Origin of the sequence: Flectobacillus longus, from assembly GCF_030056705.1 — a bacterium.
In the GTDB taxonomy this organism is placed as follows: Bacteria; Bacteroidota; Bacteroidia; order Cytophagales; family Spirosomataceae; genus Flectobacillus; species Flectobacillus longus.
Genome location: NZ_JASHIC010000014.1, coordinates 100786 through 125489 on the forward strand (window position 1 = coordinate 100786; position 24704 = coordinate 125489).

At 36.3% G+C, this 24704-nt stretch carries 21 protein-coding genes; 6 read left to right on the forward strand and 15 right to left on the reverse strand.

Features of this window, described 5'->3' with window-relative positions; genetic code table 11:
- Positions 1-373: 373 nt before the first annotated feature.
- The 3 genes from QM491_RS11840 to QM491_RS11850 all read right to left on the reverse strand — a co-directional run bounded on the left by QM491_RS11840 (position 374) and on the right by QM491_RS11850 (position 4942).
- Complete coding sequence (locus QM491_RS11840) at positions 374-1780, reverse strand: sigma-54-dependent transcriptional regulator (protein WP_283327703.1); 1407 nt, start codon at positions 1778-1780, stop codon at positions 374-376.
- Positions 1781-2145: 365 nt separating this feature from the next.
- Positions 2146-3216, reverse strand: a complete 1071-nt coding sequence (locus QM491_RS11845) for a M42 family metallopeptidase (protein ID WP_283327704.1) — start codon at positions 3214-3216, stop codon at positions 2146-2148.
- Positions 3217-3385: 169 nt separating this feature from the next.
- A complete protein-coding gene (locus tag QM491_RS11850) occupies positions 3386-4942 on the reverse strand; it encodes an acyl-CoA carboxylase subunit beta (RefSeq protein ID WP_283327705.1) in 1557 nt (518 codons plus the stop codon).
- 567 nt (positions 4943-5509) lie between these two features.
- Here QM491_RS11850 and porQ point away from each other — a divergent pair.
- The 3 genes from porQ to QM491_RS11865 all read left to right on the forward strand — a co-directional run bounded on the left by porQ (position 5510) and on the right by QM491_RS11865 (position 10577).
- On the forward strand, positions 5510-6538 hold the full coding sequence (gene porQ, locus QM491_RS11855; RefSeq protein ID WP_283327706.1) for a type IX secretion system protein PorQ: 1029 nt from the start codon (positions 5510-5512) through the stop codon (positions 6536-6538).
- Positions 6539-6690: 152 nt separating this feature from the next.
- Entirely contained in the window at positions 6691-8082 is a 1392-nt protein-coding gene (gene hslU / locus QM491_RS11860) for an ATP-dependent protease ATPase subunit HslU (protein ID WP_283327707.1), read from the forward strand.
- A gap of 119 nt (positions 8083-8201) precedes the next feature.
- Positions 8202-10577: a ChbG/HpnK family deacetylase gene (locus QM491_RS11865; protein WP_283327708.1), complete on the forward strand. Its 2376-nt coding sequence runs from the start codon at positions 8202-8204 to the stop codon at positions 10575-10577.
- 226 nt (positions 10578-10803) lie between these two features.
- Here QM491_RS11865 and rpoN read toward each other — a convergent pair whose 3' ends face one another.
- A complete protein-coding gene (rpoN, locus tag QM491_RS11870) occupies positions 10804-12210 on the reverse strand; it encodes an RNA polymerase factor sigma-54 (protein WP_283327709.1) in 1407 nt (468 codons plus the stop codon).
- Between the two features lie 239 nt (positions 12211-12449).
- Between rpoN and QM491_RS11875 the strand changes: the two genes are divergently transcribed.
- Positions 12450-13850: a sensor histidine kinase gene (locus QM491_RS11875; protein WP_283327710.1), complete on the forward strand. Its 1401-nt coding sequence runs from the start codon at positions 12450-12452 to the stop codon at positions 13848-13850.
- Complete coding sequence (locus QM491_RS11880) at positions 13847-14281, forward strand: response regulator (protein WP_283327711.1); 435 nt, start codon at positions 13847-13849, stop codon at positions 14279-14281. The genes QM491_RS11875 and QM491_RS11880 overlap by 4 nt, the downstream gene beginning before the upstream one ends.
- Before the next feature lie 83 nt (positions 14282-14364).
- Here the strand turns inward: QM491_RS11880 and QM491_RS11885 are convergent, their stop codons facing one another.
- A complete protein-coding gene (locus tag QM491_RS11885; RefSeq protein WP_095163449.1) occupies positions 14365-14565 on the reverse strand; it encodes a YtxH domain-containing protein in 201 nt (66 codons plus the stop codon).
- A 228-nt stretch (positions 14566-14793) separates the two neighbouring features.
- Between QM491_RS11885 and QM491_RS11890 the strand changes: the two genes are divergently transcribed.
- The gene (locus QM491_RS11890; protein ID WP_283327712.1) at positions 14794-15180 is read left to right on the forward strand and encodes a response regulator; all 387 of its coding nucleotides are present in this window, start codon (positions 14794-14796) and stop codon (positions 15178-15180) included.
- Between the two features lie 668 nt (positions 15181-15848).
- Here the strand turns inward: QM491_RS11890 and QM491_RS11895 are convergent.
- The 10 genes from QM491_RS11895 to QM491_RS11940 form a co-directional block, all read right to left on the reverse strand.
- Positions 15849-16352, reverse strand: coding sequence for a Spy/CpxP family protein refolding chaperone (locus tag QM491_RS11895; protein ID WP_283327713.1), 504 nt, complete (start codon positions 16350-16352; stop codon positions 15849-15851).
- Between the two features lie 57 nt (positions 16353-16409).
- Positions 16410-16862, reverse strand: coding sequence for a hypothetical protein (locus QM491_RS11900; protein WP_283327714.1), 453 nt, complete (start codon positions 16860-16862; stop codon positions 16410-16412).
- Positions 16863-17038: 176 nt separating this feature from the next.
- Positions 17039-17584 (reverse strand): RNA polymerase sigma factor, encoded by a 546-nt coding sequence (locus QM491_RS11905; RefSeq protein WP_283327715.1) that lies wholly within the window; start codon positions 17582-17584, stop codon positions 17039-17041.
- Between the two features lie 152 nt (positions 17585-17736).
- Positions 17737-18696, reverse strand: coding sequence for a transketolase family protein (locus QM491_RS11910; RefSeq protein WP_095163453.1), 960 nt, complete (start codon positions 18694-18696; stop codon positions 17737-17739).
- A 10-nt stretch (positions 18697-18706) separates the two neighbouring features.
- The gene (locus QM491_RS11915) at positions 18707-19291 is read right to left on the reverse strand and encodes a hypothetical protein (protein ID WP_283327716.1); all 585 of its coding nucleotides are present in this window, start codon (positions 19289-19291) and stop codon (positions 18707-18709) included.
- Positions 19285-20268 (reverse strand): AAA family ATPase, encoded by a 984-nt coding sequence (locus QM491_RS11920; protein WP_283327717.1) that lies wholly within the window; start codon positions 20266-20268, stop codon positions 19285-19287. The genes QM491_RS11915 and QM491_RS11920 overlap by 7 nt, the downstream gene beginning before the upstream one ends.
- Before the next feature lie 54 nt (positions 20269-20322).
- Positions 20323-21180 (reverse strand): transketolase, encoded by an 858-nt coding sequence (locus QM491_RS11925; RefSeq protein ID WP_283327718.1) that lies wholly within the window; start codon positions 21178-21180, stop codon positions 20323-20325.
- Positions 21181-21223: 43 nt separating this feature from the next.
- A complete protein-coding gene (gene bcp / locus QM491_RS11930) occupies positions 21224-21676 on the reverse strand; it encodes a thioredoxin-dependent thiol peroxidase (protein WP_166553442.1) in 453 nt (150 codons plus the stop codon).
- Positions 21677-21856: 180 nt separating this feature from the next.
- Complete coding sequence (locus QM491_RS11935) at positions 21857-23731, reverse strand: M23 family metallopeptidase (RefSeq protein ID WP_283327719.1); 1875 nt, start codon at positions 23729-23731, stop codon at positions 21857-21859.
- 216 nt (positions 23732-23947) lie between these two features.
- On the reverse strand, positions 23948-24559 hold the full coding sequence (locus QM491_RS11940; RefSeq protein ID WP_283327720.1) for a fumarylacetoacetate hydrolase family protein: 612 nt from the start codon (positions 24557-24559) through the stop codon (positions 23948-23950).
- Between the last annotated feature and the right edge of the window lie 145 nt (positions 24560-24704).

Genomic DNA, 24704 nt, shown 5'->3' on the forward strand with positions numbered 1-24704 from the left:
AAAAGATCAACTAATCAAACAAAGAACAAACAAAGTAGCGTATTGTTTTTCATAAAGTATTTTCTGAGCACTACCATGATAATATTGTTATAAAAAACTATTCCTAGCTTTGTTTAAGTTGTATAGTATAGTAGGTATTCTCGTATTTACTTATCTGTTTTTTTGAAATATATGTTGAGCTGGAAGAGTAAAGTAATAATGTAGAATTGTGAGTCACTAAGCTATTGCTGATTTAAAATTACATTGTCAAATATCAACAACCGATTGCCTAATGCGTAATATTACAAATGATAGTGTGTTATTTTTGAATGTAAAGTTTTGATAAATAGTAAATTATATCCATAATTTATCACTTTCAATTCATTACTACTATTTACATATTATAATTATTCATTTTGTTATAAAGTGTTTTTCTGTCAATTCCCAAAAGTTTAGCGGCTTTACTTTTGTTATAGTTTACTTGTTTTAGAACTTGCAAAATAGTTTCGTATTCTGCATCAGATGCTATAGATTTAAGGTTAAGGTTTTGAGTCGGTTCTTGATAAATGCTTTCAGGAGTACGTTGCTCATACGGGGTTTCAAAAACCAAGAGTCTCTCATGATTCATGAGTTCGAACGGTAAGCTTTTGGCTTCTATGTAATCTTTTTCAGAAAGTAGCGTAGCTCTTTTAATGACATTGCGCATCTCTCGAAGATTTCCAGGCCAACCATAGGTTTTAAATACCGCTTCTACCTCAGGAGCAAATGTGGTAATGTTTTTGCCGAGTTCTTCATTGGTCTGAGCCAAGAAGAAATGAGCAAATTCCATGATATCTGATTTTCGCTGGCGAAGCGGAGGAACTTCGATACTAAACTCATTGAATCGATGGTATAAATCTTCTCTGAATTTTCCTTTTCTGCTTGATTCTAGCAAACGTTCATTGGAGGCAACAATGATTCTTACATCTACCGATATTTCCTTGTTACCGCCAATTCTCCTTAAGGTTCTTTCTTGGACTACACGCAACAGAGATACCTGAACGTCATAGGGCAGATTGGCAACTTCGTCGAGAAATAAAGTACCACCATCAGCCATTTCAAAATGTCCAATTTTTTGATTGATTGCACCTGTAAATGATCCTTTTTCATGACCAAATAGCTCACTAGCTGCCAATTCTCTTGAAATAGCCCCACAATCCATAGCAACAAAAGGTCCACTAGCTCGCTTACTCCTTGTATGGATTTCTTGGGCTATAGATTCTTTCCCAGAGCCACTTTCTCCATAGATAATTACGCTATAGTTGGTTGGTGCAACAAGGTCTAATTGTCTAAATAAGTTTTTGGATTCATGTCCCGAACCTGCAATATGGTCTTTTAGAGTTAAGCCTTTTTTAGGGCTGTTGGCTTTGGGTTTGTTCAGCGATGTACTCGGTGTATGTGTTGCTTTTTGTAAAGCATTTTGGATCGTTACTAAGATTTCATCAGGAAATAAGGGCTTTGTAATATAGTCTACGGCACCCATTTTCATGACATTAACCGCTGTTTTGATATCCGAGTATCCAGTAATAATTAATACTGGAAGCTGAGGTTTTTTTTCATGGATTTTCTGTAAAATAGTCGCTCCTGTCATGTCTCCCAATCTGAAGTCGGTCATAACTAAGTCAGGGTGGAACTCATCAAGTAACACGAGTCCTCCATTACCACTTTTAGAAATTGCTACCTCATAGCCATTTTTTGTAAGAAAGCGACGCAACAGCATACAAATGTCTGTATCGTCGTCAATTACAAGAATTTTTTGCATTCTTTAGTTTGTTTAAATTATTATTAAAAGAAAATAGTTGGTTGGGATATAGCAGTCATAAAAGCCAAACTATAGGTGAGTGCTGTAAATCATGTTTTAGGAGCATAATGGGTAAGGGTAATTCATTTGCTGACGGTAGGGTAGAATTACCAAGAAGTCGAAATTAGTTTATTTTTGATTTTTTCCCTAAAAAGTGTTTATAAAAAAAGCTTATCTAACAAATAGACATAGATTTTATAAAAATAAATACCCAGTAAATGATATTTCTACATTTACTGGGCAGAGTAGATACTTTGAAATGTTAGATGGCGAATTTAAAGTTTTCCTAGCTACCTCTAACTTTCCAAAATCATTAAGATTAATTTCTATTTGATATAACGCCAATCTTCATTGCCTTTCAATGCCAATAAAGACGCATAAATCAAGTTGATTACCGCCTGAACATCATCTTTATGAACAGTTTCGACAGTTGTGTGCATGTATTTGAGTGGTAGCGAAATCAAAGCTGAAGCTACACCCTCTGTAGCATAAGCAAACGAGTCCGTATCTGTACCTGTAGAACGAGATACTGCCTGACGTTGAATAGCTATTTCTTTTTCATTTGCTACGTCAATAATAAAATCACGAAGATTATTTTGAACAGCAGGACCATAACAAATTACAGGACCTTTACCACATTTCAAGTCACCTTGTTCTTTTTTGTTGTACATAGGCGATTGTGTATCGTGAGTTACGTCAGTTACGATAGCAACGTCTGGTTTCAAACGACGAACAATCATTTCGGCACCACGCAAACCAATTTCTTCTTGTACTGCATTTACTACGTACAAAGTGTAAGGAAGTTGAATGTTGTTTTCCTTTAAAAGACGAGCCACTTCTGCAATCATGAAGCCACCCACACGGTTGTCGAGGGCACGACCTACATAATAACGCTCATTGAGTTCGGTCAGTCCATCTTCAAAAGTAACTACCGTACCTACGTGAACTCCCATTTCTTCTACCTCTTTCTTGTTGGCAGCACCAAGGTCGATGAAAATATCGTTTACAGTAGGAGCTTTATCCTTACCCAAGTCACGCACATGAATGGCAGGATATCCAAATACACCTTTTACGACACCTTTTTTGGTGTGTAAATTACAGCGCATTGAAGGAGCAATAACGGCGTCAGAACCGCCATTGCGACGTACGAAAATGTAACCATTATCATCGATATAATTAACAAACCACGATATCTCATCGGCGTGTGCTTCAATCACCACTTTGTAAGGCTGCCCAGGGTTGATAACACCAACAGCAGTACCATAGACATCAATGATGGTTTCGTCGATATAAGGTTTTAGGTAATCCAACCAAATTTGTTGACCCGAAGCTTCAAAGCCAGTTGGCGAAGCGTTATTCAAATATTCGTAGAGGAAAGTTTTTGATTGTTCTGTCATTGTAAAAATGAGTTCTATTGTTGTATTAATAACCTTTTAGTAAATAACACTAAGAATAGGATATTAATTTTTGAAATAATAAAAAATCTGCTTTTCACAAAAATACAAAACCCCAAAGGTTTTAAAAGCCCTTGGGGTTCTAAATCTAAAATAATACCATCAATGCTGATTATAATGGAATATTTCCGTGCTTTTTGCGTGGAAGATTCGCTACTTTATTTTCTAACATTTTGAATGAGCGAATCAATTTTTGGCGAGTATCTGATGGTAAAATCACTTCGTCGATATAGCCACGGTGTGCAGCACGATATGGGTTAGCGAATTTCTCTGTGTATTCGTCTACTTTTTCTTGTAGTTTTTCTTCTGGATTTTCGGCAACTGCAATTTCTTTTTTGAAAATAATTTCGGCAGCACCTTTAGCACCCATCACTGCAATTTCGGCAGTTGGCCATGCAAAGTTCATGTCGGCACCAATATGCTTCGAGTTCATTACGTCATAGGCACCGCCATAGGCTTTGCGAGTAATTACTGTGATACGTGGCACCGTAGCCTCGCAGAAAGCATAAAGTAATTTTGCCCCATGATTGATTATACCTCCCCACTCTTGATTGGTACCAGGCATAAAGCCTGGCACGTCTTCAAGTACCAATAACGGAATATTGAAGCAGTCACAGAAACGAACGAAACGAGCCGCTTTCATACTTGCCTGAATATCCAATACACCTGCCATCACAGCTGGTTGATTGGCAACAATCCCAATGCTACGACCACCAATGCGTGCAAAACCCACCACGATATTTTCTGCGTAGTTTTTGTGTACTTCAAAGAAAGAATCGCTATCAACAATGTGGTCGATAACTTCCTTCATATCATAAGGCTGGTTGGGATTCTCTGGGATAATTTTATCTAATTCTTTTCTGATTTCGTCAGTGGATTCATACGCTAGGGCAGGAGCGGTCTCTTCACAATTTTGAGGGATGTAAGAAAGCAATCGCTTGATGTCGTTGATACAGCTTACCTCGTTTGAGCATGAAAAGTGTGTCACCCCAGACTTCGTAGAATGTGTTGATGCGCCTCCAAGTTCTTCAGATGTAACTACCTCATGCGTAACCGTTTTAACAACGTTAGGTCCTGTTACAAACATATATGAGGTGTTTTCGACCATCATAATAAAGTCGGTAATGGCTGGAGAATACACTGCACCTCCTGCACATGGCCCCATGATAGCCGAAATTTGTGGTATAACACCCGAAGCAAGAGTATTGCGATAAAAAATATCGGCATATCCTGCCAATGACATCACACCTTCTTGAATACGCGCACCACCTGAGTCATTTAAACCAATCACTGGAGCACCACTTTTCATAGCGAGATCCATGATTTTACAGATTTTCTCAGCAAAAGTTTCTGACAAAGCGCCTCCAAAAACCGTAAAGTCTTGAGCAAAGACATACACCAAACGACCATTTACGGTACCATAGCCCGTTACAACGCCATCGCCTAGATAATATTCTTTTTCTAAACCAAAGTCCTTACAACGGTGCATGACAAATTTGCCAATTTCCTCAAAAGAACCTTCGTCCATCAACAAAGCGATACGCTCACGAGCTGTAAGTTTGCCTTTTTTATGTTGAGCTTCAATACGTTTTTCGCCACCTCCTAAAAGAGCCTCGGCGTTTTTACGCTCTAAAATTTCAAATTTCTCTTGGTTTGTCTTTACCTTCATGGTATTCCTATGGTATTTGTTTTGTATTTGTGTCAAATATAAAGGGCAGAAATTAGATAACGTGTAAAATTGATATAGTTTATTTAAAATTGTATATTTTGAAGTTTTAATTTTGAATTATTTTGAGAAAGGCAATGGATAGTTATTCGTTAATGGTATATCTGTTCATTTGAACAGTACTAATAATCAGAAAGATACTCTCAACGGATGACACAGATATATTTTACTTGAATTTTTTCTGTTACTAAAGTATTTGTGCAAAATAAAACTCAATAAACAGAATCAGCTTGTATTCCTTTGTAAAAGCTCCATAGGAGCGACAGTTTGGTAGCAATAAGTTTTGAGAAAAACCTTTTTTGAGCGCCTTAGGTGCGACAGAAAGCCATAATCTTGAATTCTGTCGCACCTACGGCACTCATAACTCCGCACGCAAAATTCACAACTCGCACTTACTTATATTGAGAAGTCCTATCTTTGTGTTTCATAAGTGAGTGGAGGAAGATTTTGATTCGACTGCATCGTTTTGATATAACAATAAAAAATAGCTTTACCGTGTTTAGAGGGTATATGTTACAAACAATTACGAAGATAACCTTGAGCGTATTACTTATAGGAATATGTATAGATGTTTTTGCTCAAAGTAATGACACGCAAGCTTACAGTTTTTTGAAAATACCAACAGCACCTACTATAGCAGCATTGGGTGGTATTCAGAATAACATAAAAGATGTAAATGGCTTTTTCCAAAATCCTGCACTCGTAGATTCTTCTCAAAAAGGTAAAATGTCGCTCAATTTTATGCCTTATTTTCAACAGGCAAAACTGCTTTCAGTTACGAGCAATTTTTCGGCTCTGGGACGTAGTTGGGGGATAGGAGTACAGTATTTAGATTATGGGGATTTTGTGACGACTGACCCACTTGGAAATCAGCAAGGGCAGTTCAACGCCAATGATTTTGCTGTTAGTCTAGGAACATCACAACAGCAAGGCAATATCCGTTTTGGTACAAGTCTCAAATTGGTAGGCTCTACGATTGAACAATACAACTCTACAGCTTTATTGGCAGATTTTGGGGCTATTTTTATACATCCTACTAAAGAAATTTCATATTCTTTAGTAGTCAAAAATTTTGGATTTGTGCTCAAAGATTACTCCCCAACAAGCGATAGTCAAGTACCGTTGGACGTTCAAATGGGGTTACATTTCAAACCCATTAATATGCCAGCTAGGTTTTCGTTGATGGGTCATCATCTTTACAAATACGATATTGCTTACACAAACCCTAATGTAGTAGTTACTGACCTAAATGGCAATGTGATAAGCCAGAAAGCGGGTGTGGTTGATCAGGTAGCACGGCATTTGGTCTTTGGCGTAGAATTATTGTTTAGTAAAAACCTCCAAGCACTCATCGGATATAACCACCTTCGAAACCGAGAATTAAGTTTGACAAAAGGCTCAAGCTTTGGTGGCTTTTCGGTTGGTTTACGTTTCAAGACTAAATACCTTGAACTGTCCTATAGCTATTCGGGTTATCATGCTAGTGCTTCAGCCAATAGCTTTGGATTGATTTTAGACTTGAAAAAAATAGTAAAATGATATTTCTCTTTTGAAAGTGTTGTGATAGCACTCAAAGAATTCAATAAATTTGTCGAAAATATACGTTAACTAATTTCCCTAACGAAAACCTTAGAATTACTTGAGTTTAACTTATACTTACTCATGTAATTCTCACACTTGAAAATATGAATATGACAAACTTAGATGTATTGACTCCAAAACAGATTGTAGAAGAGCTAGACAAACATATTATCGGTCAGCACGATGCAAAGAAAAACGTTGCGATTGCCTTACGCAACCGTTGGAGAAGAATGAATACCCCTGCTGATATTCAAAAAGAGATTACGCCTAATAATATTTTGATGATAGGTTCGACGGGCGTTGGTAAAACTGAAATTGCTCGTCGTTTGGCCAAATTAGCTGATGCCCCTTTTACCAAGGTTGAGGCTTCCAAATTTACTGAAGTTGGCTATGTAGGTCGCGATGTCGAATCAATGGTCAGAGACTTGGTAGAATCATCGGTACATTTGGTACAACTTTCCAAGAAAGAAGCCGTAAAGGATAAGGCTACCGAAGCTGTTGAAGAAATTATTTTGGAAGCGCTTGTGCCTGCAATGCCAAAGATTTCGAAAAAAGCCAAAGCAGAGGCTGCTGCCAATCCTGATGCAATGCCTGTTTCGGACGAGGAGTTGAATCATAAAACAAGAGAGTTATTTCGTGAAAAATTGCGTCGTGGCGAATTGGAACATCGTAAGATAGAAATTGATGTGAAAGCTTCTAATTCTCCCAATATCGGTGTAATGGGTGGTCCTATTGACGAGATGTCTATGATGAACATTCAGGAGATGATAGGGGGAATGATTCCTAAAAAACAAAAGAAAAGAAAACTTACCATAGCCGAAGCCCGCAAAATTTTGATGGAGGAAGAATCTTCAAAATTGATTGACATGGACGAGGTAAAAGATGAGGCGATTCGTAAAGCTGAAAATTTGGGAATTATTTTTATTGACGAAATAGATAAAATTGCTTCTAATCGTAGTGGAGGTGGTGGCCCAGATGTAAGCCGTGAAGGAGTACAACGAGACCTTTTACCAATTGTGGAGGGCTCAACGGTAAATACCAAATATGGTGTTATCAATACCGACCACGTCTTGTTTATTGCGGCAGGGGCTTTCCATGTGTCCAAGCCGAGTGACTTGATTCCAGAGCTTCAAGGACGTTTTCCGATTCGTGTCGAACTACAAAGTCTGAAAGAAGAGGATTTCTATAGAATCTTAAAAGAACCGAAAGGTGCGTTGACAAAACAATACGAAGCATTATTAGCTTCTGAAAATGTAGAATTATCATTCAATGACGATGCGCTTCAGGAAATAGCGAGTATTGCCTATAACGTCAATACCGAAGTTGAAAATATAGGTGCTCGTCGTTTGCAAACAGTTATGTCGCATTTACTCAATGACTTAATGTTTGATATACCTGATGTAATTGCACCAAATGCCAAGGTGGTTGTAACCAAAGAATTAGTACAGGAACGTTTAGGAGGATTGGTGAAAAATCGTGATTTGAGCCAGTTTATTTTATAAATTGTATTAGAATAATCAAAAAGCTCTCTAGAAATAGAGGGCTTTTTTTATGTAAATTGATAAATTTGCTAAAAGCTTCAGGCTTTTTATTATCCAAACAAATACTAATTATAAATCCTATGTTTAACTATGTATTACCTAGGGGCTTAAAGGTTTTAGCTTTGAGTCTTTTGAGCATCAACTTGCTTTTTGCTCAAACTAATCGCTCTTTACCTCGAAGCACCCCCGAAGCCGAAGGTGTATCTTCCGAAGCAATCAATCAGTTTATCGAAGCTGCCAGCAAAAGCAAACATGAGTTTCATAGTTTTATGTTGTTACGCCATGGCAAAGTGATTTCAGAAGCTTGGTGGTCACCATATCGCTCTGATTTGAAACATACCATGTATTCGGTTAGTAAAAGTTTTACAGCTACTGCTGTAGGTTTTGCAGTAAGTGAAAAAAAGCTTTCAGTAAATGATCCTGTGATTTCATTTTTCCCAGAAGAAACTCCCGCTCAACCGTCCGAATTTTTAAAGCAATTGAAGATTAAAGATTTGCTTTCGATGAGTGTAGGGCACAAAATGGATCCAACATTTGAGATTGCGAGCAAGAATGAAAATTGGATAAAAGCTTTTTTGAATACGCAAATTGTCAACGAGCCGGGCACAAAGTTTTTGTATAACTCGGCAGCAACTTATATGCTTTCGGCAATTGTTCAGAAAGTTACAGGTCAAAAGATTTTAGACTATTTAAAGCCACGCCTATTTGACCCACTAGGAGTAGAGGGAATCGATTGGGAAGTAGACCCCCAAGGTATTAATGTAGGAGGGTGGGGTTTGCGTTTAAAGACGGAGGATATGGCCAAATTTGGGCAACTATTTTTACAAAAAGGCATTTGGAACGGCAAACAAATTTTACCAAAAGCGTGGGTTGAGGAGGCTTCTACCATGAAAATCATGCAAGACCCATCAGCACCACAGGATAAAAAAGATGCTAGCGATTGGTTACAGGGCTATTGTTATCAAATGTGGCGTTGTCGAAATAATGCTTTTAGAGGGGATGGTGCCAACGGACAATTTATTATCGTCATGCCAGAGCAAGATGCTGTTGTAATCATTACGGCTGAAGCACCAGATATGCAGTCTGAAATTAATTTGGTTTGGGAATACCTTTTGCCAGCGCTCAAAACGCAAAAAGTACCTGCCAATAAAACAGCTTATGCAAAATTGAAAAATACAATTCAGAGCCTCAGTTTGCCAATCCCTCAGCAACAGACAAGTTCAACGATGCAGTCAAGTATTCAAGGAAAGACCTTTGCGATAACTTCTGGCGATGTGAGTTTTAAGAATATAAAATTTGATTTTCAGGATGGTGTATGTGTCGTAAAATTAGGAACAGATACTGTAGCTCATGAACTAAAGTTTGGTTCAGGCAAATGGATTTTTGACCAAACTACTAAGCGAGGTCCTTATTTGGTGGCTGGCGCAAAAGCTAACCGCACAGGTTTGCCTGCTTTTAAGATTGCAGGAAGCTATACTTGGCAAGACAATAATACCTTGATGCTTACCTTGCGTTATATCGAAAGTCCACATACCGAAACCATCGTATGTAAGTTTGATGGCGATAAAGTATCAGTTGATTTCCAGAATATTTTTAATCAAAATACAAAGCGAACACTATTCAAAGGTATTCAGACGGTTTCTCGCACCAATGCGCCTAAATTAATTATTCGTGGCGACGATATGGGATATTCACATTCAGGAAATGACGCTCTGATTCAATCATATCGTAATGGCATCGAAACTTCTATTGAGGTGATTGTTCCCTCGTCTTGGTTTCCTGAAGCGGTAAAATTGTTGAAAGATAATCCTAATATCGATGTAGGTTTACACTTTGCTATTACTAGCGAGTGGGATAATGTAAAATGGCGTCCACTCACTGATTGTCCTAGTCTCAAAAATGCTGATGGTTATTTTTATCCAATGCTTTTTCATAATAAAAATTACCCCAAACAAGCGGTAATGGATCAAGATTGGAAAATAGAAGATATAGAAAAAGAACTCCATGCCCAAATCAAAATAGCCTTGAAGTATATCCCAAGATTGAGCCATGTTTCGGGGCACATGTTTAGTTTGGGCTTTGCGCCTGAGGTCAAAGAAATGGCAAAACGAGTTGCCAAACAGTATAATCTACCCATGGTTGATACCGATGGTACACAGGATTATAAAATCAATTATACTGGTTTTGACACAAGAGGATTGAATACACAACAAAAAGTAAAAGCATTTATCGAGATGTTTGATAAGCTCGAAGATGGCAAAACGTATGTTTTTGTAGAGCATCCTGGGCTCGATAATCATGAATTACGAGCTATTTCGCACATTGGCTACGAAGACGTAGCCGAAGGCCGTCAGGACGTAACGACTATTTTTACAAGTGAAGAAGTACGAGAAGCAGTAGTAAAAAAAGGAATTGAACTTGTAAGCTATAAGGAAGCTTTACAAAAATTGAAATAAGATTTAAGTTGTGTGCTTTAGGCACTAGGCAACAGGCACTAGGCAAAGAGTTTTAAAATGTTTTTAATAGCCAAAGACATACTTTTTCCCAAAGCCCAATCTTAAATTTAATTTTGCCCGAAATAGGTATTAAGCAATATGCCGTAAGCTGAAGGTATAAATGTGTTTCTAATAAAATCAGGAATACATTTTTGCCTAATGCCTACGGCTTATAACCTAAGGCATATTATAATACTTTCCGTAACTGAGCGGGTAATATACCTAATTGTTCTCTATATTTAGCGACTGTTCTTCGGGCAGTTGGAAAGCCTCTTTCCTTCAAAATATCTGTTATTTGTGAGTCATTTAGTGGAGATTTAGGGTTTTCGCAAGTAACAATATCTCTTATTACATGCTGAATAGATTTATTTGATACCCAATTGCCATCCTCTTTTTGTGTAGCCTCTGAAAATAAATCCTTTAAATGAATTAGGCCAAAGGGCGTTTGGGCATATTTTCCACTTGTAACTCTCGAAACAGTCGCAATATCCATATCAATAATATGTGCAACATCTTTCAAAATCATGGGTTTAAGCAACTGAATATCTCCCGATTGAAAATAGTCTTTTTGTAATCTAATAATCGTTTTAATAACCTTTTGCATTGTTCTTTCTCGTTGCTCAATCGCCTGAATAAGCCATTGTGCTTGTGTTATTTTTTGTTGAATAAACGACGACGCATTTTTAGTAAATTGCTGTTGAAGATTAGTAACAACAGGCTCATTGATTTTGATTTTGGGAAGTGATCTAGAATTGAGACTTGCTTCTAACTGATTCATTCCCTGAATGATAATATAGTCAGGTACGACGTATTCTTGAGAGGAAGATGCAAGCAACTTAGTATGAAGTGGATGTACATTTAATGATAAAATTAGCTTTTGAACTGCTTGTAACTCTTCCTCACTCAATGCTAATTCTCGCATAATTTTATCGAATTGCTTATTGGCAAATTCTTGAAAATATTGAGTGATTATTATTCTAGAGTTTTCGGCAAGTGGAGAAAAATCGTTTTTAAGTTGGAAAAACAAATATGAGGCAGGGTTTTTGCTTGCTAGACCTTGAGGCTCTAGTTGCTGAATAAGTATAATAGCATCGATTATCTCTGATTCTTTAACGAAGGTATTTTGAGCAAAAGAGATGTCATCAGCTAAATCCTCAAGTTCGTATGGCAAAAAGCCGTGTTCGTCTAATGAATGTATGATATATCGACAAATTTCTGCTTGTTTGTGAGAAATACTTAAATGGTAGATTTGCTCAAGTACTTCGTCGAGCAATGAAGTATCTTGTCTAAGTTGGAGTGATTCAATCGAAATGCCTGAATTTGTTTCGGTAAAGTTATAGTTTGAACTGTTTTCTTCATCTATTTCGTCCCAATCTTTAAAATTGGAGTTTTCCGACAATGAAGATGAGTTTGATAGTTCATGCTCAAATTCACTGTTGGGATTTTCTTCTAATTCTAAGAGGGGGTTTTCGGTAAGTACTTCTTCTATTTTGGTATGAAGTTCGAGTGTAGAGTATTGAAGAAAATTAAGCCATTGAATTTGTTTAGATGATATTTTGAGTTGTTGTTTGGTATTTTGTGTTAGGTTCAGCATATTTTCATGTATCATATTTCAGTGTATAAAAGTTATGTCAAAGAAAGCACCGAATTTTTTAAAAATATAAAAAAAAAGAGGAATTCCGACGAATATCACCTAGATAGAAGTAAACAGTAAAAAAAGGCTAGTATATTGATGAAAAATCTACGAAAGCCTGTAAGTTTGTACTACAGCGAATTTGTTATTATAGAGAAACCTCTACATTCTGTAGAAAACTTACCACATTACTTTTGTTCATGTATAACTCTCTCCGAAACGTAGTCATATTATTTGCAGGAAGTATTGTGCTACTAGGTATGCTTTCCTTTTCGGCTTACCATGAGGTTCGAGAATCCCTTGAATATGCAAAATCTGTGGAGCGAATACATATTATTCAGCATGAGGCAGAACAGCTAGGAGCAACACTCAAGGAGCTTGAAAATTCACATAAGGGTTATGTTTTTACGAAAGAAGATCAATATTTAAACTTAATCTTTGCAAGTAAAGAACAAATCAGTAAGCTTTTGGCTTCGCTACAACGAAAAGTAAAAGACAACGAAAGTCAGTTGTTCCGATTAGAGTCTTTTAAGCGGGGCTTTAGAAAACATATAGCTTTTTTGAATAATAGTATTCGAGCAATTCGTACTGCAGGAAAAGTTGATAACGATGCAGTCTCTAAAAGCCAAATTCAAGCAAATCAAATGTTGCGTGATTTGAGTAGTTTCCAAAATTATCAAAAGCAATTATTGTCGGTTCGGGGCATGCAAAAAGATCAGACTGATAATCAAATGAGTCGAAAAATGTTCTTATTTGCATTATTTACGGTGATTTTACTATTGGTAAGCTTTGGCTTAATTTTTTCAGAACTACGAAAACGAATTACTTTTCAAGATGAATTAGAGCGCAAAATAGAAGAATTAAAACGCTCCAATTCTGAATTAGAACAGTTTGCTTATGTGGCTTCACACGATATGCAGGAGCCTTTGCGTAAAATCAGGGCATTTAGCGATATGTTATTGATACGCCAAAGAGCCGTTCTGAACGAAGATGGAAAGTCGACACTTCAAAAAATCGCTAAAAGTTCAGAAAGATTACAAAATCTGATTAATGATTTATTGGCCTTTTCGAGATTGGTTAACAAAAATGCTCAAAATGTAGAAACTGTATCTTTGGATATTCTACTTTCAGATGTGCTAAAAGATCTTTCGATGTTGACAATCGAAAAAAATGCCATTATCGAGTACGATCATTTGCCGACAATTTCAGGTGTGAGTTTTCAATTACATCAACTATTATTGAATTTGATTAGCAATGCACTTAAATTTAGTAAAAATGGTATTGCTCCTCATATTACTATCCGTTATAGATTATTGCTGGGAAGCAAAATATTTAATATTCCAGAAGTTAAACCATTTTTAACCTATCATGAAATAACAATCTCAGACAATGGGATTGGTTTTGAGCAGGAGTACGCCGATAAAATCTTTATGATTTTTCAACGATTACACGCAAAAAGTCAGTTTGAAGGTACTGGAATTGGCTTAGCAGTTTGTAAGCGTGTAGTTACTAATCATAATGGATACATCAAGGCCGAATCTGTTTCAGGTCATGGTGCCACATTTACTATTTATTTGCCAAATAACCGCAACGAAGAATGAAACACTTACCAATCTTAATTGCCGATGATGACGAAGATGATAGATTTTTGATTAAAGCAGCATTTGAGGAGTGCGGTTCTTCCATTTCATTGTTTTTTGTACAAGATGGATTAGAACTGATGCAGTATTTGAATAATGAAAATGCTTATGCCGATGCCAATGTGTACAAGCAGCCTTCGTTGATTCTTTTAGATTTGAATATGCCTAAAAAGGATGGAAGAGAAATTATTCAGGAAATGCGGGCAAATACCAATTTTAGAGCTATTCCAATTGTAGTATTGAGTACTTCTAATGCACCTAGTGATATTAGAACTTGCTACGAATTAGGAGCGAATAGCTTTATTACAAAACCATCTTCTTTTGAAGGCTTGCTCGAAATTATTAAAAATCTACAACAATTTTGGTTTGTAACTGCTTCATTACCGCAATAAAATCAAACGCCCTCAATTTAATTGAGGGCGTTTGATTTTTAAAATTCTTGAGTAAGGATAAAACATTTTATCACTCTATTTAACTATGCCTTGTTGGTTACTTCTTGCAACTTGGCTTTGCCAGTCTTTAGTGTTGAAAGCAAATCATCTGTAAGATTGCCAGTCCCATCCTTAATTTTCTTACGTAAGTCTTTCCCTTTCTCAGGTGCTAAGAGCATACCAACCACTGCTCCAGCGGCTGCTGCTGCGAACAAGCTCAATGCAATTTTCGTGTTTTTTGTCATGGTACAAAGGATTTATAAGTTGGAGACGTTTTTACTTTATATACTTTAAACGCCTACAATATCTTAAATGTTACCGAATAGAGCTTAAAATTGACTTAAAATTTGAGTAAGCGGTTAGATGTGTAGCTTGGCATGATTTTTTTCTCTATTTGTATAGGCATAAAATATGTCTTAATTTATTTAACGATTGAAACCCATTATTATCCCTTATAACCTTATTGCTTTTGCATGTTGACAACAACTGATGTTTTACAGTCAGAAAACTCAGGTATTTTAAAACCCTATGCCCTGATTGTGGATGATGAAGTAGATACTTGTTTACTCATCAAACTATTTTTACATAAAAAAGGAATTGAAGCCTACCAAGCTCATTCCTTAAGCGAAGGTCTTTCTAAAATAATAGACCTATCGCCTAAATGGGTATTTCTCGACAATAATTTACCTGACGGGCATGGTATCGATAAAATACACGATATAAAACGGATTTCTCCTGAAACTCAGATTGTAATGATTACTGCTTTGGGTAAAATTAAGGATATAGCATTTAGTTTGGGGGTAGACAAGTTTATTGAAAAGCCTCTATCATTTGCCTCTATTGAATGCGCTATTCATTAGTGAAGAGATATAAAAAGTAAGGAGAGTCTTAATTGTAAGACTCTCCTTTTTTGTTAAAGTAAGGATTATAAATGCAGGTATCTAGTTGACAAAATTGTGCCATTTAAAACGTTTCTTTTATGTAGCTGACAATAAGTGGTTTATAATTTTTAATTAAAAATACGCATCACTCATGTGAGAAAATTTCTACAAGATAGGGGCGAGAATTCTACAATTATAATCTTAACAAAAGTCAATAACTGTTTATACTAAAACTAATTCCTTTTGACATAAAAGAGTAGTTGTTGAGCTAAAAATATTTGCTATTAAGCCTTGTTAAGAAGTTGAAAGCTATATTTGCATCAATGTTTCAAAAACTCAAGCTTTGTTCCGCCCTTCTGAAGTAAGAGTATATGTCCAATCTTTTGCCTAACACGTTTAATTTCTTTGCTTTATTTGCAGATATATTAACTTTCAAAATATTCATTTTCGATGCTGTTTTTGCATGTAATTTTCCGTGCGTATATAGATAACAATGCTTTTGCATTGATGCCCTCCTACTTGTGAAACACGTTGAAATCTGAATGGACGGCTTCGCTTAAGTGGAGCCGTTTCCATTAAAAAATCCCTTGAACAAAAAGATGCTCAAGGGATTTTTTAATACAATGACTAAAATATAACTTATGCTACTATCTGTTTTTGCCAAAATGCTCACGCTTTCCTCCACGGTCACCTTGCTCGCGAGGGTCACCTTCGCCACCTCTCAATCTTTTCATCAACATTTGATTAAACAGTTGTTCTGTTTTATATAATTCAGAAACTTGACGAACATTTAGTACTTTCAAGAATTTTGTCTGATATTCTTTTTCTAAATCAACTTCTTTTTGTTTTAGATTAAGAATTTCTTTCAAGTTGGCTGCAATCTTATCATCGCTAGTGGTCAAACTACGAGATTCGGCAGTAATTTGGCGAACATTCTTACGAATTTCACCTCTTTTGGTATCATAATCATTAAAAATAGGCCAAAAGGTTTTAGCTTGTTCTTCAGTCAAATTTAGACGATTAGTAATCAGTCCTAGACGAGCGGCTTTTATTTTTTCTCTACCACCACGTTGTTGCGGATCGTCCTGTGCGGTTGCAGTAAAGCTCACAGCGAAACCTAATAATGCGATTAAAACAAATAACTTTTTCATGTTTTTGGTAAGTTTTAAATAATCTATTTGTTGCTTAGATACAGAAACACCAAAGACCTAAATATCCTCGACCACATCTTGTGTGTCGATGCTTTGAATAATGTCTTGAGAAGATAATTTTAGTTCATCTAATACCTCCGAATCTTCAATATTTGTAGAAGCACTAACTTCGGTTTCGTCGATATGCTCGATATAATCAGCCTGATGAATATTTTGATGAACTAAATAGCCTTCAATGTCCTCTGTTTTCACACCAGAGAGAGATTCTTCACCAATTGAGTCTTGACGAGGCATTAGCGTAAAATACCCCAATACCGCTACGAGTGTACAAGCAGCTAGGCTTGCCCAAGTGCGTCTTGCCGACCATGTCACCAAAGGAACCGTTTGGTTTTTGGCAGAGGTCCGTGCTTGAATTCGCATAGGCAAATCCTCAAAGTACCCATCAGGAACTTGAAAGATGGTTTCCTTTGGGAGTTTATCAAGATCAAATTTATTGGATGAATATTCCATGGCATTAAATTTAGTAAAGGATAAATATCGAGGCCTCAATATTGTTCTTACTATTTTGGTTCTTTGACAGGCCAAATTTTGTAAGGTTTAATACAGGATAAAAAATGTTTGAAATTTAGTTATCAGAAATTAAGTGATTTATCGATGCTTCTGAGTATTAGAAAGGACAAGACTTACTAATTATCATGCTCTTCAAAATATAGCTCAATTTTTTTTACGGCCAAATGATAAGACGCCTTGAGTGCTCCTACAGAAGTACCTGTAATTTCTGCAATATCATCATATTTCATATCGTCGAAATATTTCATATTGAAAACCAAACGCTGTTTGTCAGGAAGAGTGAGGAGGGCTTTCTGTAATTTAAGTTGAATTTGCTCACCCGATATCAAATCGGCAGACTCAATCTTATTAGAAAGTTCTTCAGTAATATCGTTGATAGGAAGAAAGAATCGACGTTTTTTCTTGGCCAAAAAATTCAAGCATTCGTTGGTAGCAATGCGATAAAGCCAAGTGTAGAGTTGAGATTCACCTTTGAAGTTTTCGAGGCCACGCCAAGCCTTAATGAAGGTTTCTTGCGTAAGGTCATCGGCATCGTCATGGTCAATAACCATTTTTCGGATATGCCAATATACCTTTTGTTGGTATTTGCGTACCAACAAATTGAAAGCATAATTTCGAGAGTCGGGGTGGTTAAATTTTTCGATTAACTCGTGATCGTTCATATAATTCTCTCAATGTTTAGAAAGTCGATAAGAAGAAGTCTATCAACTAACGAAAACGTAAACAATTTCTTTCAAAAAGAAACTATCTTCATTGGGTTAACAACCAAGATAGTCTCTTTTTGAAAGATAAAAAAGAGAATTATCTCAGAATATTATGCATTTTTGCGTTCGATAGCTTTGAGTGCTTTTTCGACTATGCTAGCAGCATTTAAGCCGTATTTTTCCATCAATTGTGCAGGAGTACCAGACTCACCGAATGAATCGTTTACACCTACGTATTCAAGAGGTACATAATGATGTTGTACTAAAACTTGTGCAATAGAATCGCCCAAGCCACCATTTACCTGATGTTCTTCAGCCGAAACTGCACAACCTGTCTTTTTAACAGAGGCTAAGACAGCTTCAACATCCAAAGGTTTAATTGTGTGAATATTGATAATTTCAGCATTGATACCTTTTTCAGCTAAAATTTCACCTGCTTGGATAGCTTCCCAAACTAAGTGACCTGTAGCAAAGATACTCACATCAGTACCTTCATTTACCATCCAAGCCTTACCAATTTCGAATTTTTGGTCAGCAGGAGTAAATACTGGTACTACTGGACGACCAAAACGTAAGTAAACTGGACCTTCGTATTCGGCAACAGCAATAGTCGCAGCTTTAGTTTGGTTAAAGTCACATGGGTTGATTACAGTCATGCCTGGAAGCATTTTCATCAAACCGATGTCTTCCAAAATTTGGTGAGTAGCACCATCTTCACCCAATGTCAAACCTGCGTGTGAACAAGCAATTTTAACGTTTTTGTTTGAATAGGCTACTGACTGACGGATTTGGTCATAAACACGACCAGTACCGAAGTTAGCAAAAGTTGTAGCGAAAGGAATTTTGCCACCGATTGTCAAACCAGCTGCAATACCTACCATGTTAGCCTCAGCGATACCCGTTTGGAAGAAACGCTCAGGGTTTTCTTTAATAAAAGCATCTAGTTTAAGAGAGCCAATTAAGTCAGCACAAAGTGCTACGACATTTGGGTTGGTTTGTCCCAACACCTGCATACCAGCTCCGAAACCTGAGCGAGTATCTTTTTTCTCTGTGAATGTGTATTTTTTCATCTTCCTATTTTTACTCGATTGCTTTTATCGAGGCACATTGCTTTAGTTTTGTTAAAAAATAATTTGCACTAGGGCAATTGGGATGGTTAGCTGCATTTTCAATGGAGAAACCTGAGTTAATCATTTTTTGAGCGAGCCTTTTCTTTTCATTTCTCCCCACAAGTCCTCTGTTAAACTTTTCCAAATATTTATTTCGAATAGTTTCAAAAGGAATGTCTTCATTTTCAGGATATTCAAATGAATAATCGCCTTGAAAAATCTGATTCATTGCGGAATTATCTGATAGAAACCAAGACTCAATCTGCTTAATAGCTACGATAATAATTTGATTTTCAGATTCAGTAATCCTCAATCGAGTTTTAGTAATACATTGGTCTTGGTCAAGGTCTGTTAAAATAAAAATAACTGAGGCACCTTTTTTAAAAAGATTCTCTCTGTGACTTTTAATATTGTGGGGTAATAAATTGCCATTTCCTTGGACATTGATTACGCCAACAGAATGAAGTCCGAGTTGATTCAGAAGAGCCTTAAAAATGTTGGATTCTAAAATAAAAAGCTCAGTATAACCTTCACAAATAAAACCAATGTTTACCATGGCAACCCACCTCCTAAGGTATTAGTCAGCCATGCTTCATCCATACTCAAACCATTAAAATCTTCTCCTTTGAACTGCTTTATTTTTGTTTCACCCTTGATTTTATTTACCGTGATTATTTCATCAGAACTGAGTTGAGACACCAATGATTGCGAATGAGTGTTGAGCCAAATATAATGACCTTTTTCTTCACAAGCATTTCTGAAAAAATTAACCATCTCTTTAATCACATCGGGAGTAAGTCCATTTTCAGGTTCTTCGATGCACAAAAACTGAGGTTCATCAGATTGAAAAATGGCTGTTAAAAGAGCCAGAATGTTGTATGTACCGTCTGAGATTAAATTTTTAGGAAAAGGTTTTTTGATACCTTTTTCATAAATCAGTAAAGTATCGGTGTTACTTAAATCACTTGTAGCAACTTCTACTCTTTCAAAACCTGGAATAAATAAATCAAGCCATTCAGATATTTCGCCCTTTTTAGTTTCATCAAGTAAAATTCGCTTTAGAACTTTTTCGAGATTATTACCTGAAAATGAAAGTTTATAACTATCTGAAAAGTTAATTTTTTGTTTTTCTAAGTTCTTTATGAACAAGCGCCTAAATGAATAAAGAAAGTTACCTTTTGCTTTTCCCTCTTCGTCACTTGAATTTCTAAACAAGTCATTCAGTTCTCCCCAAGGAATTGTTTTCGTATTTGGATAGAATGATGTTGATTCGCTGAAATCAAAAAGCTCATGAATAATTTCAATCTGACATTCTTTATCGGATATGTCTCTTTTATTGATTTCATCTTTTCCCCCAAACAAATGAACCTTATCCTCTATAGGTAAAGGATTTATAAAAAACTCCAGTGCCTCAAAAATATTACTTTTCCCTGATCCATTTGGGCCAACAAAGACCGTAAATGGATTGGGTTCAATGATTTCTAAATCTGCAATAGATTTAAAATTTTTGATATGTAATTTTTTGATTTTCAAAGTGATAAAAGTTTAATATTCACTCATTCAGTAAATCACTAATTCACTCAATGATTAATAGTCGCCTAAAGTTTCTGGCAATTGAGCCAATGCTGCTGCCAATTGTTCATCGTTTGGTGCAACACCGTGCCATTTGTGAGAACCCATCATGAAGTCTACACCTGCACCCATTTCTGTGTACATCAATACCATGATTGGTTGACCATTTCCTGAAAGTTCACGAGCTTGGTTCAAAACTTTCACTACATCAGCCATATCATTACCTTGCATAGTGATAACGTTCCAACCAAACGCAGCATACTTAGCGCCCAAATCACGGTTGTTCATTACTTTTTCAGTAGGACCGTCGATTTGCTGACCGTTCAAGTCAATAAATGCTACTAGGTTGTCAACTTTGTGGTGTGGAGCGTACATCGCTGCTTCCCAAACTTGACCTTCATTTTGCTCACCATCACCCATCAAGCAGAATACCAAAGAATTGTCGTTATTCAATTTCTTTGCTTGTGCTGCACCGATAGATACTGATAAACCTTGACCCAATGAACCTGAAGCAATACGAATACCTTCAAGATGTTCGTGAGTAGTTGGGTGACCTTGTAAACGAGAATTTAATTTACGGAATGTTGCGAGTTCTGCTACTGGAAAATACCCTGAACGAGCCAACACTGAATAAAATACTGGTGAGATGTGACCGTTTGACAAGAAGAATAAGTCTTCGCCAGTACCGTTCATATCAAATACTCTTTTACCAGATTCGTCAGATTTAAGCGTCATTTGGTCAAAATAAAGCCCTACAAGCAAATCTGTACAGCCTAATGAACCACCTGGGTGACCAGATTGGCATGCATGAACTTGTCTCACAATGTCACGTCTTACTTGTGAAGCAACTTTCTGTAATTCTGAAATTTCCATTATTGATTAGTTATAAGTTATAATGCTAAATTGAGACATACGATTATTCAGAAATCACCTGATTCGTATGGTTTTTGGTATCGACTTTACCAATGATATTTTGAATAATGCCATTTTCGTCGATAATAAAAGTGGTACGAGCTGTACCCATATAGGTACGACCATACATAGATTTTTCGACCCAAACTCCGTAAGCTTCCACAACACTGTGATCTTCATCCGAAATAAGGGTAAATCCTAAACCGTATTTTTCGATAAACTTTTTATGAGATTTTGGACTGTCTACGCTTACACCTAACACAACATATCCTTTAGCTTTAAGTGCATCCAAATTGTCATTTAGGTTACAAGCCTGTGCAGTACATCCAGGGGTGCTATCTTTAGGATAAAAATAAAGGACAACTTTTTGACCTTTATAATCCGAAAGTTTTACTAAATCCCCATTTTGGTCTTTTTGTTCAAAATCTGGAGCTACTGAGCCTACTGTTAGTGACATATCTTCATGGTTTTATTCTAGTACAAATATCGGGAAATATTAGGACATAATCCGAGAAAAAAATCCCGCTACTAGTAGGTTTTTGATTTTTAGAGGTTTAAGTGTATGGTGTCAAAAAGACACGATTTGAATATTCCACAAATATATGAGAAAAATTTTATTTAGAACAGTGTAGAACACTTATTTTTTTCTATTTTTTTTCGTAGCCTTTATCGAAGCCTTTTTAACAACATGTGGCGCTTTTAAGCTGTCGATAATTGCAGTATATGTTTTACTATTTCCTTGGTTATCTGTTAGCTCTAATGCTAAATTTCCGACAAAAGTCTGTGCAGAATCACTTTTGACAGACCAAATCAATGATTTTTTATATTCATAATCACACAGAACAAATTTCCCATTTACAGTTGCTCTAAAAGATTTGATGCCTGATAAATTATCAGAAACATGAAATGAGAAAGCATCCTTTGTTTTGTTGACTATGGTAGCTCTCGGAGGAATCGTATCGCTTAATACCTGAAAATCTCCTAAAATATCAGTTTTGAAAGTTACCGAACCATTACGCCAAGTACCTCCTAAGTATTTTCGGTCATGATTATAAACTGCCGTTTTATCAGGCGAAATAATAGAAGTGTTTGGTCTAAAGGTAACTGTGATAGGTTTTTTCAAAGGAATTAAATCATTTGAAACCTGAATTTTATTCTTGTCTATTTTGGTATCTAGATATAAAGTATCGTACAAAGATTCTGCTGGGAAGAGAATATTGACGCCCGAAGATTGAAACGTTTTTTCAATTCCAGATAAAATTGCTTCTTGAATACCCGCCGAAAAATCGGTCGAGTCAATTCGGATAGTCCTTGGAACTCCCTTTCTTAAATCCCACAAATAGATAGCAGAGTTGTTGCGAACAAAATGAATCGGCAAAAGCTCGCTTTTATGAGCAGTAATAACCTCACAATTAGACGTTGGCGTTTTGATATTTTTGGCCTTAATAACCAAAGTATTCTCATTTACCTGAGTTGAAACCTGCGTAGGCACATTGCTTGGAATCACGCTTGGTACGGTAGTAGAGCTAGCTTGACCTTTCAGGGTAAAGTGCATGATACTCAGGTTTTCGTTACTATCCCAAATTTTGATAGTTACCTGATGCGTTTCTCCTTCTTTGACAAAAATTTTACCTTTATTAGCAATAGGTTTATAAACAGGTAAATTTATATTGCCATCGTCTATAAAAAGCTTTTGCATTTTTCTACCTGTGCTCTTGTAAGTAGGATAGTCTAAATGGATATTAATGTCGTTGGAATGTGCATCAGGGAATTGCTCTAAATGAAAAAAATAGTATTCCTGATTATCTACCATCATTTCAACACAATTCAAGCCATTGGTATTATGGGTATAATTCATGCGATCAACTGCCATCATTTCGATACCAACCCAACCATTTGCTAGAATTTCTCCACCAGCAATCGAAAAAATACCATCAGCAGACTTTGTAGGGCTATATCGGTGTGTTTCAAAATCACCCATAACTCTTGCCTGTGTGTCGAGCGGTTTTACGGCAATTTCTTGAAAAGTAGGAGGGGTATTATCGACGATTTCTGTAAAGCCAAATAGTAAAGGATTCAGGAGATTATTACGACTATCACGAACTTCGAAATGTAAATGTGGCCCAGCAGAACCTCCTGTATTTCCTGAATAGGCAATCAGCTGCCCTTTTTGTACAGGAAACTCATTAGGAGAAGGTTTTACAGAAATCTCGAAAGTTTGCTTTTTCAAACGCTCTTGCTTGACAAACGAAGCCATCGGTTCTGCAAAGCCTTTTAGGTGACCATAAACTGTAATAAGCCCTGTTTTAGGATGTGTTACATACATCACGTGTCCATAACCACGGGTTTGGATACGCATTTCCGAAATATATCCATCGTCAGAAGCATATACTGGCAAGCCTTCGCGACCTTGAGTTTTGATATCTAACCCTGCATGAAAGTGATTATGACGTAAGTCACCCATACCACCTGCCAAATAATTGAGCTTGTGAGGATTAATGGGAAAAAGCATACTCCCTTTTGGGTATGGCAATACAAGTTTTTGAGAAAAAACTACATGAGATAAACTACAGAATAAAAAGAATAATACTTTCTTCAAAACACGCTATAATTAAAAGATGAATCTGTGTTGGATGAATTAACTAAAATAGGGCAGTATATATTTTGAAGCGTTGATGAAAAGAAGAAGCCAGCAGGCAAGAACCTGCTGACCAGAATATGAATTGAATTACTTGATTTCGAAATCAAGCATTTTTCTGTCTTCGATATAAGCAGTGAGTCGATCGCCAATTTTTACAGCGCCCACACCCGCAGGAGTACCAGTAAAAATAAGGTCACCTGTTTTGAGGGTAAAATATTTTGAAATTTCGGCAATGATTTCATCAAAATTCCACAGCATCATAGATGTATTTCCATTTTGACGAATTTCATTATTTATTTCTAGACGAAAATTAAGGTTATTCATATCTGCAATTTCTGATTTAGGAAAGAAACCAGAAATAGGAGCAGAGCCATTAAATCCTTTTGCTTTTTCCCAAGGTAAGCCTTTTTCTTTCAATTTGGCTTGTACATCGCGTGCAGTAAAGTCGATACCAATACCGATTTCATCATAGTATTTACTGGCAAACTTTGCTTCTATGTTTTTACCTATCTTATTGATTTTCAAAACGATTTCAACTTCATAATGTAAATCATTTGAAAAATCAGGAATATAAAAAGGTTCATTGTCACGAAGGAGCGCAGTATCTGGTTTGATAAAAATAACGGGCTCAGAAGGACGTTCGTTCTGAAGTTCAGCAATATGTTCGGCGTAATTACGACCTATACACAAAATTTTCATAAGAAATCGTTAATAGTGAAATTGAAAGAGTTCTCTAAGTACTATTTCATCGAATATGCTCAAAAAACGATGATTATCAGTCTCATAGCGCAGAGCTAATGCTTAGATATCATCAAACAATGGACGCTTATTGGGTTAGCAAGGT

Excerpts from the sequence above, each read along its gene's own strand:
- QM491_RS11850 (WP_283327705.1), bottom strand. The coding sequence starts at position 4,942 with ATGAAGGTAAAGACAAACCAAGAGAAATTTGAAATTTTAGAGCGTAAA.
- bcp (WP_166553442.1), bottom strand. The coding sequence starts at position 21,676 with ATGTCACTAACAGTAGGCTCAGTAGCTCCAGATTTTGAACAAAAAGAC.
- QM491_RS11910 (WP_095163453.1), bottom strand. The coding sequence starts at position 18,696 with ATGAAAAAATACACATTCACAGAGAAAAAAGATACTCGCTCAGGTTTC.
- QM491_RS11880 (WP_283327711.1), top strand. The coding sequence starts at position 13,847 with ATGAAACACTTACCAATCTTAATTGCCGATGATGACGAAGATGATAGA.
- QM491_RS11905 (WP_283327715.1), bottom strand. The coding sequence starts at position 17,584 with ATGAACGATCACGAGTTAATCGAAAAATTTAACCACCCCGACTCTCGA.
- QM491_RS11890 (WP_283327712.1), top strand. The coding sequence starts at position 14,794 with ATGTTGACAACAACTGATGTTTTACAGTCAGAAAACTCAGGTATTTTA.
- QM491_RS11900 (WP_283327714.1), bottom strand. The coding sequence starts at position 16,862 with ATGGAATATTCATCCAATAAATTTGATCTTGATAAACTCCCAAAGGAA.
- QM491_RS11865 (WP_283327708.1), top strand. The coding sequence starts at position 8,202 with ATGTTTAACTATGTATTACCTAGGGGCTTAAAGGTTTTAGCTTTGAGT.
- QM491_RS11875 (WP_283327710.1), top strand. The coding sequence starts at position 12,450 with ATGTATAACTCTCTCCGAAACGTAGTCATATTATTTGCAGGAAGTATT.
- QM491_RS11925 (WP_283327718.1), bottom strand. The coding sequence starts at position 21,180 with ATGGAAATTTCAGAATTACAGAAAGTTGCTTCACAAGTAAGACGTGAC.
- QM491_RS11895 (WP_283327713.1), bottom strand. The coding sequence starts at position 16,352 with ATGAAAAAGTTATTTGTTTTAATCGCATTATTAGGTTTCGCTGTGAGC.
- QM491_RS11915 (WP_283327716.1), bottom strand. The coding sequence starts at position 19,291 with ATGGTAAACATTGGTTTTATTTGTGAAGGTTATACTGAGCTTTTTATT.
- QM491_RS11885 (WP_095163449.1), bottom strand. The coding sequence starts at position 14,565 with ATGACAAAAAACACGAAAATTGCATTGAGCTTGTTCGCAGCAGCAGCC.
- rpoN (WP_283327709.1), bottom strand. The coding sequence starts at position 12,210 with ATGCTGAACCTAACACAAAATACCAAACAACAACTCAAAATATCATCT.
- porQ (WP_283327706.1), top strand. The coding sequence starts at position 5,510 with ATGTTACAAACAATTACGAAGATAACCTTGAGCGTATTACTTATAGGA.
- hslU (WP_283327707.1), top strand. The coding sequence starts at position 6,691 with ATGACAAACTTAGATGTATTGACTCCAAAACAGATTGTAGAAGAGCTA.
- QM491_RS11840 (WP_283327703.1), bottom strand. The coding sequence starts at position 1,780 with ATGCAAAAAATTCTTGTAATTGACGACGATACAGACATTTGTATGCTG.
- QM491_RS11940 (WP_283327720.1), bottom strand. The coding sequence starts at position 24,559 with ATGAAAATTTTGTGTATAGGTCGTAATTACGCCGAACATATTGCTGAA.
- QM491_RS11935 (WP_283327719.1), bottom strand. The coding sequence starts at position 23,731 with ATGCTTTTTCCCATTAATCCTCACAAGCTCAATTATTTGGCAGGTGGT.
- QM491_RS11845 (WP_283327704.1), bottom strand. The coding sequence starts at position 3,216 with ATGACAGAACAATCAAAAACTTTCCTCTACGAATATTTGAATAACGCT.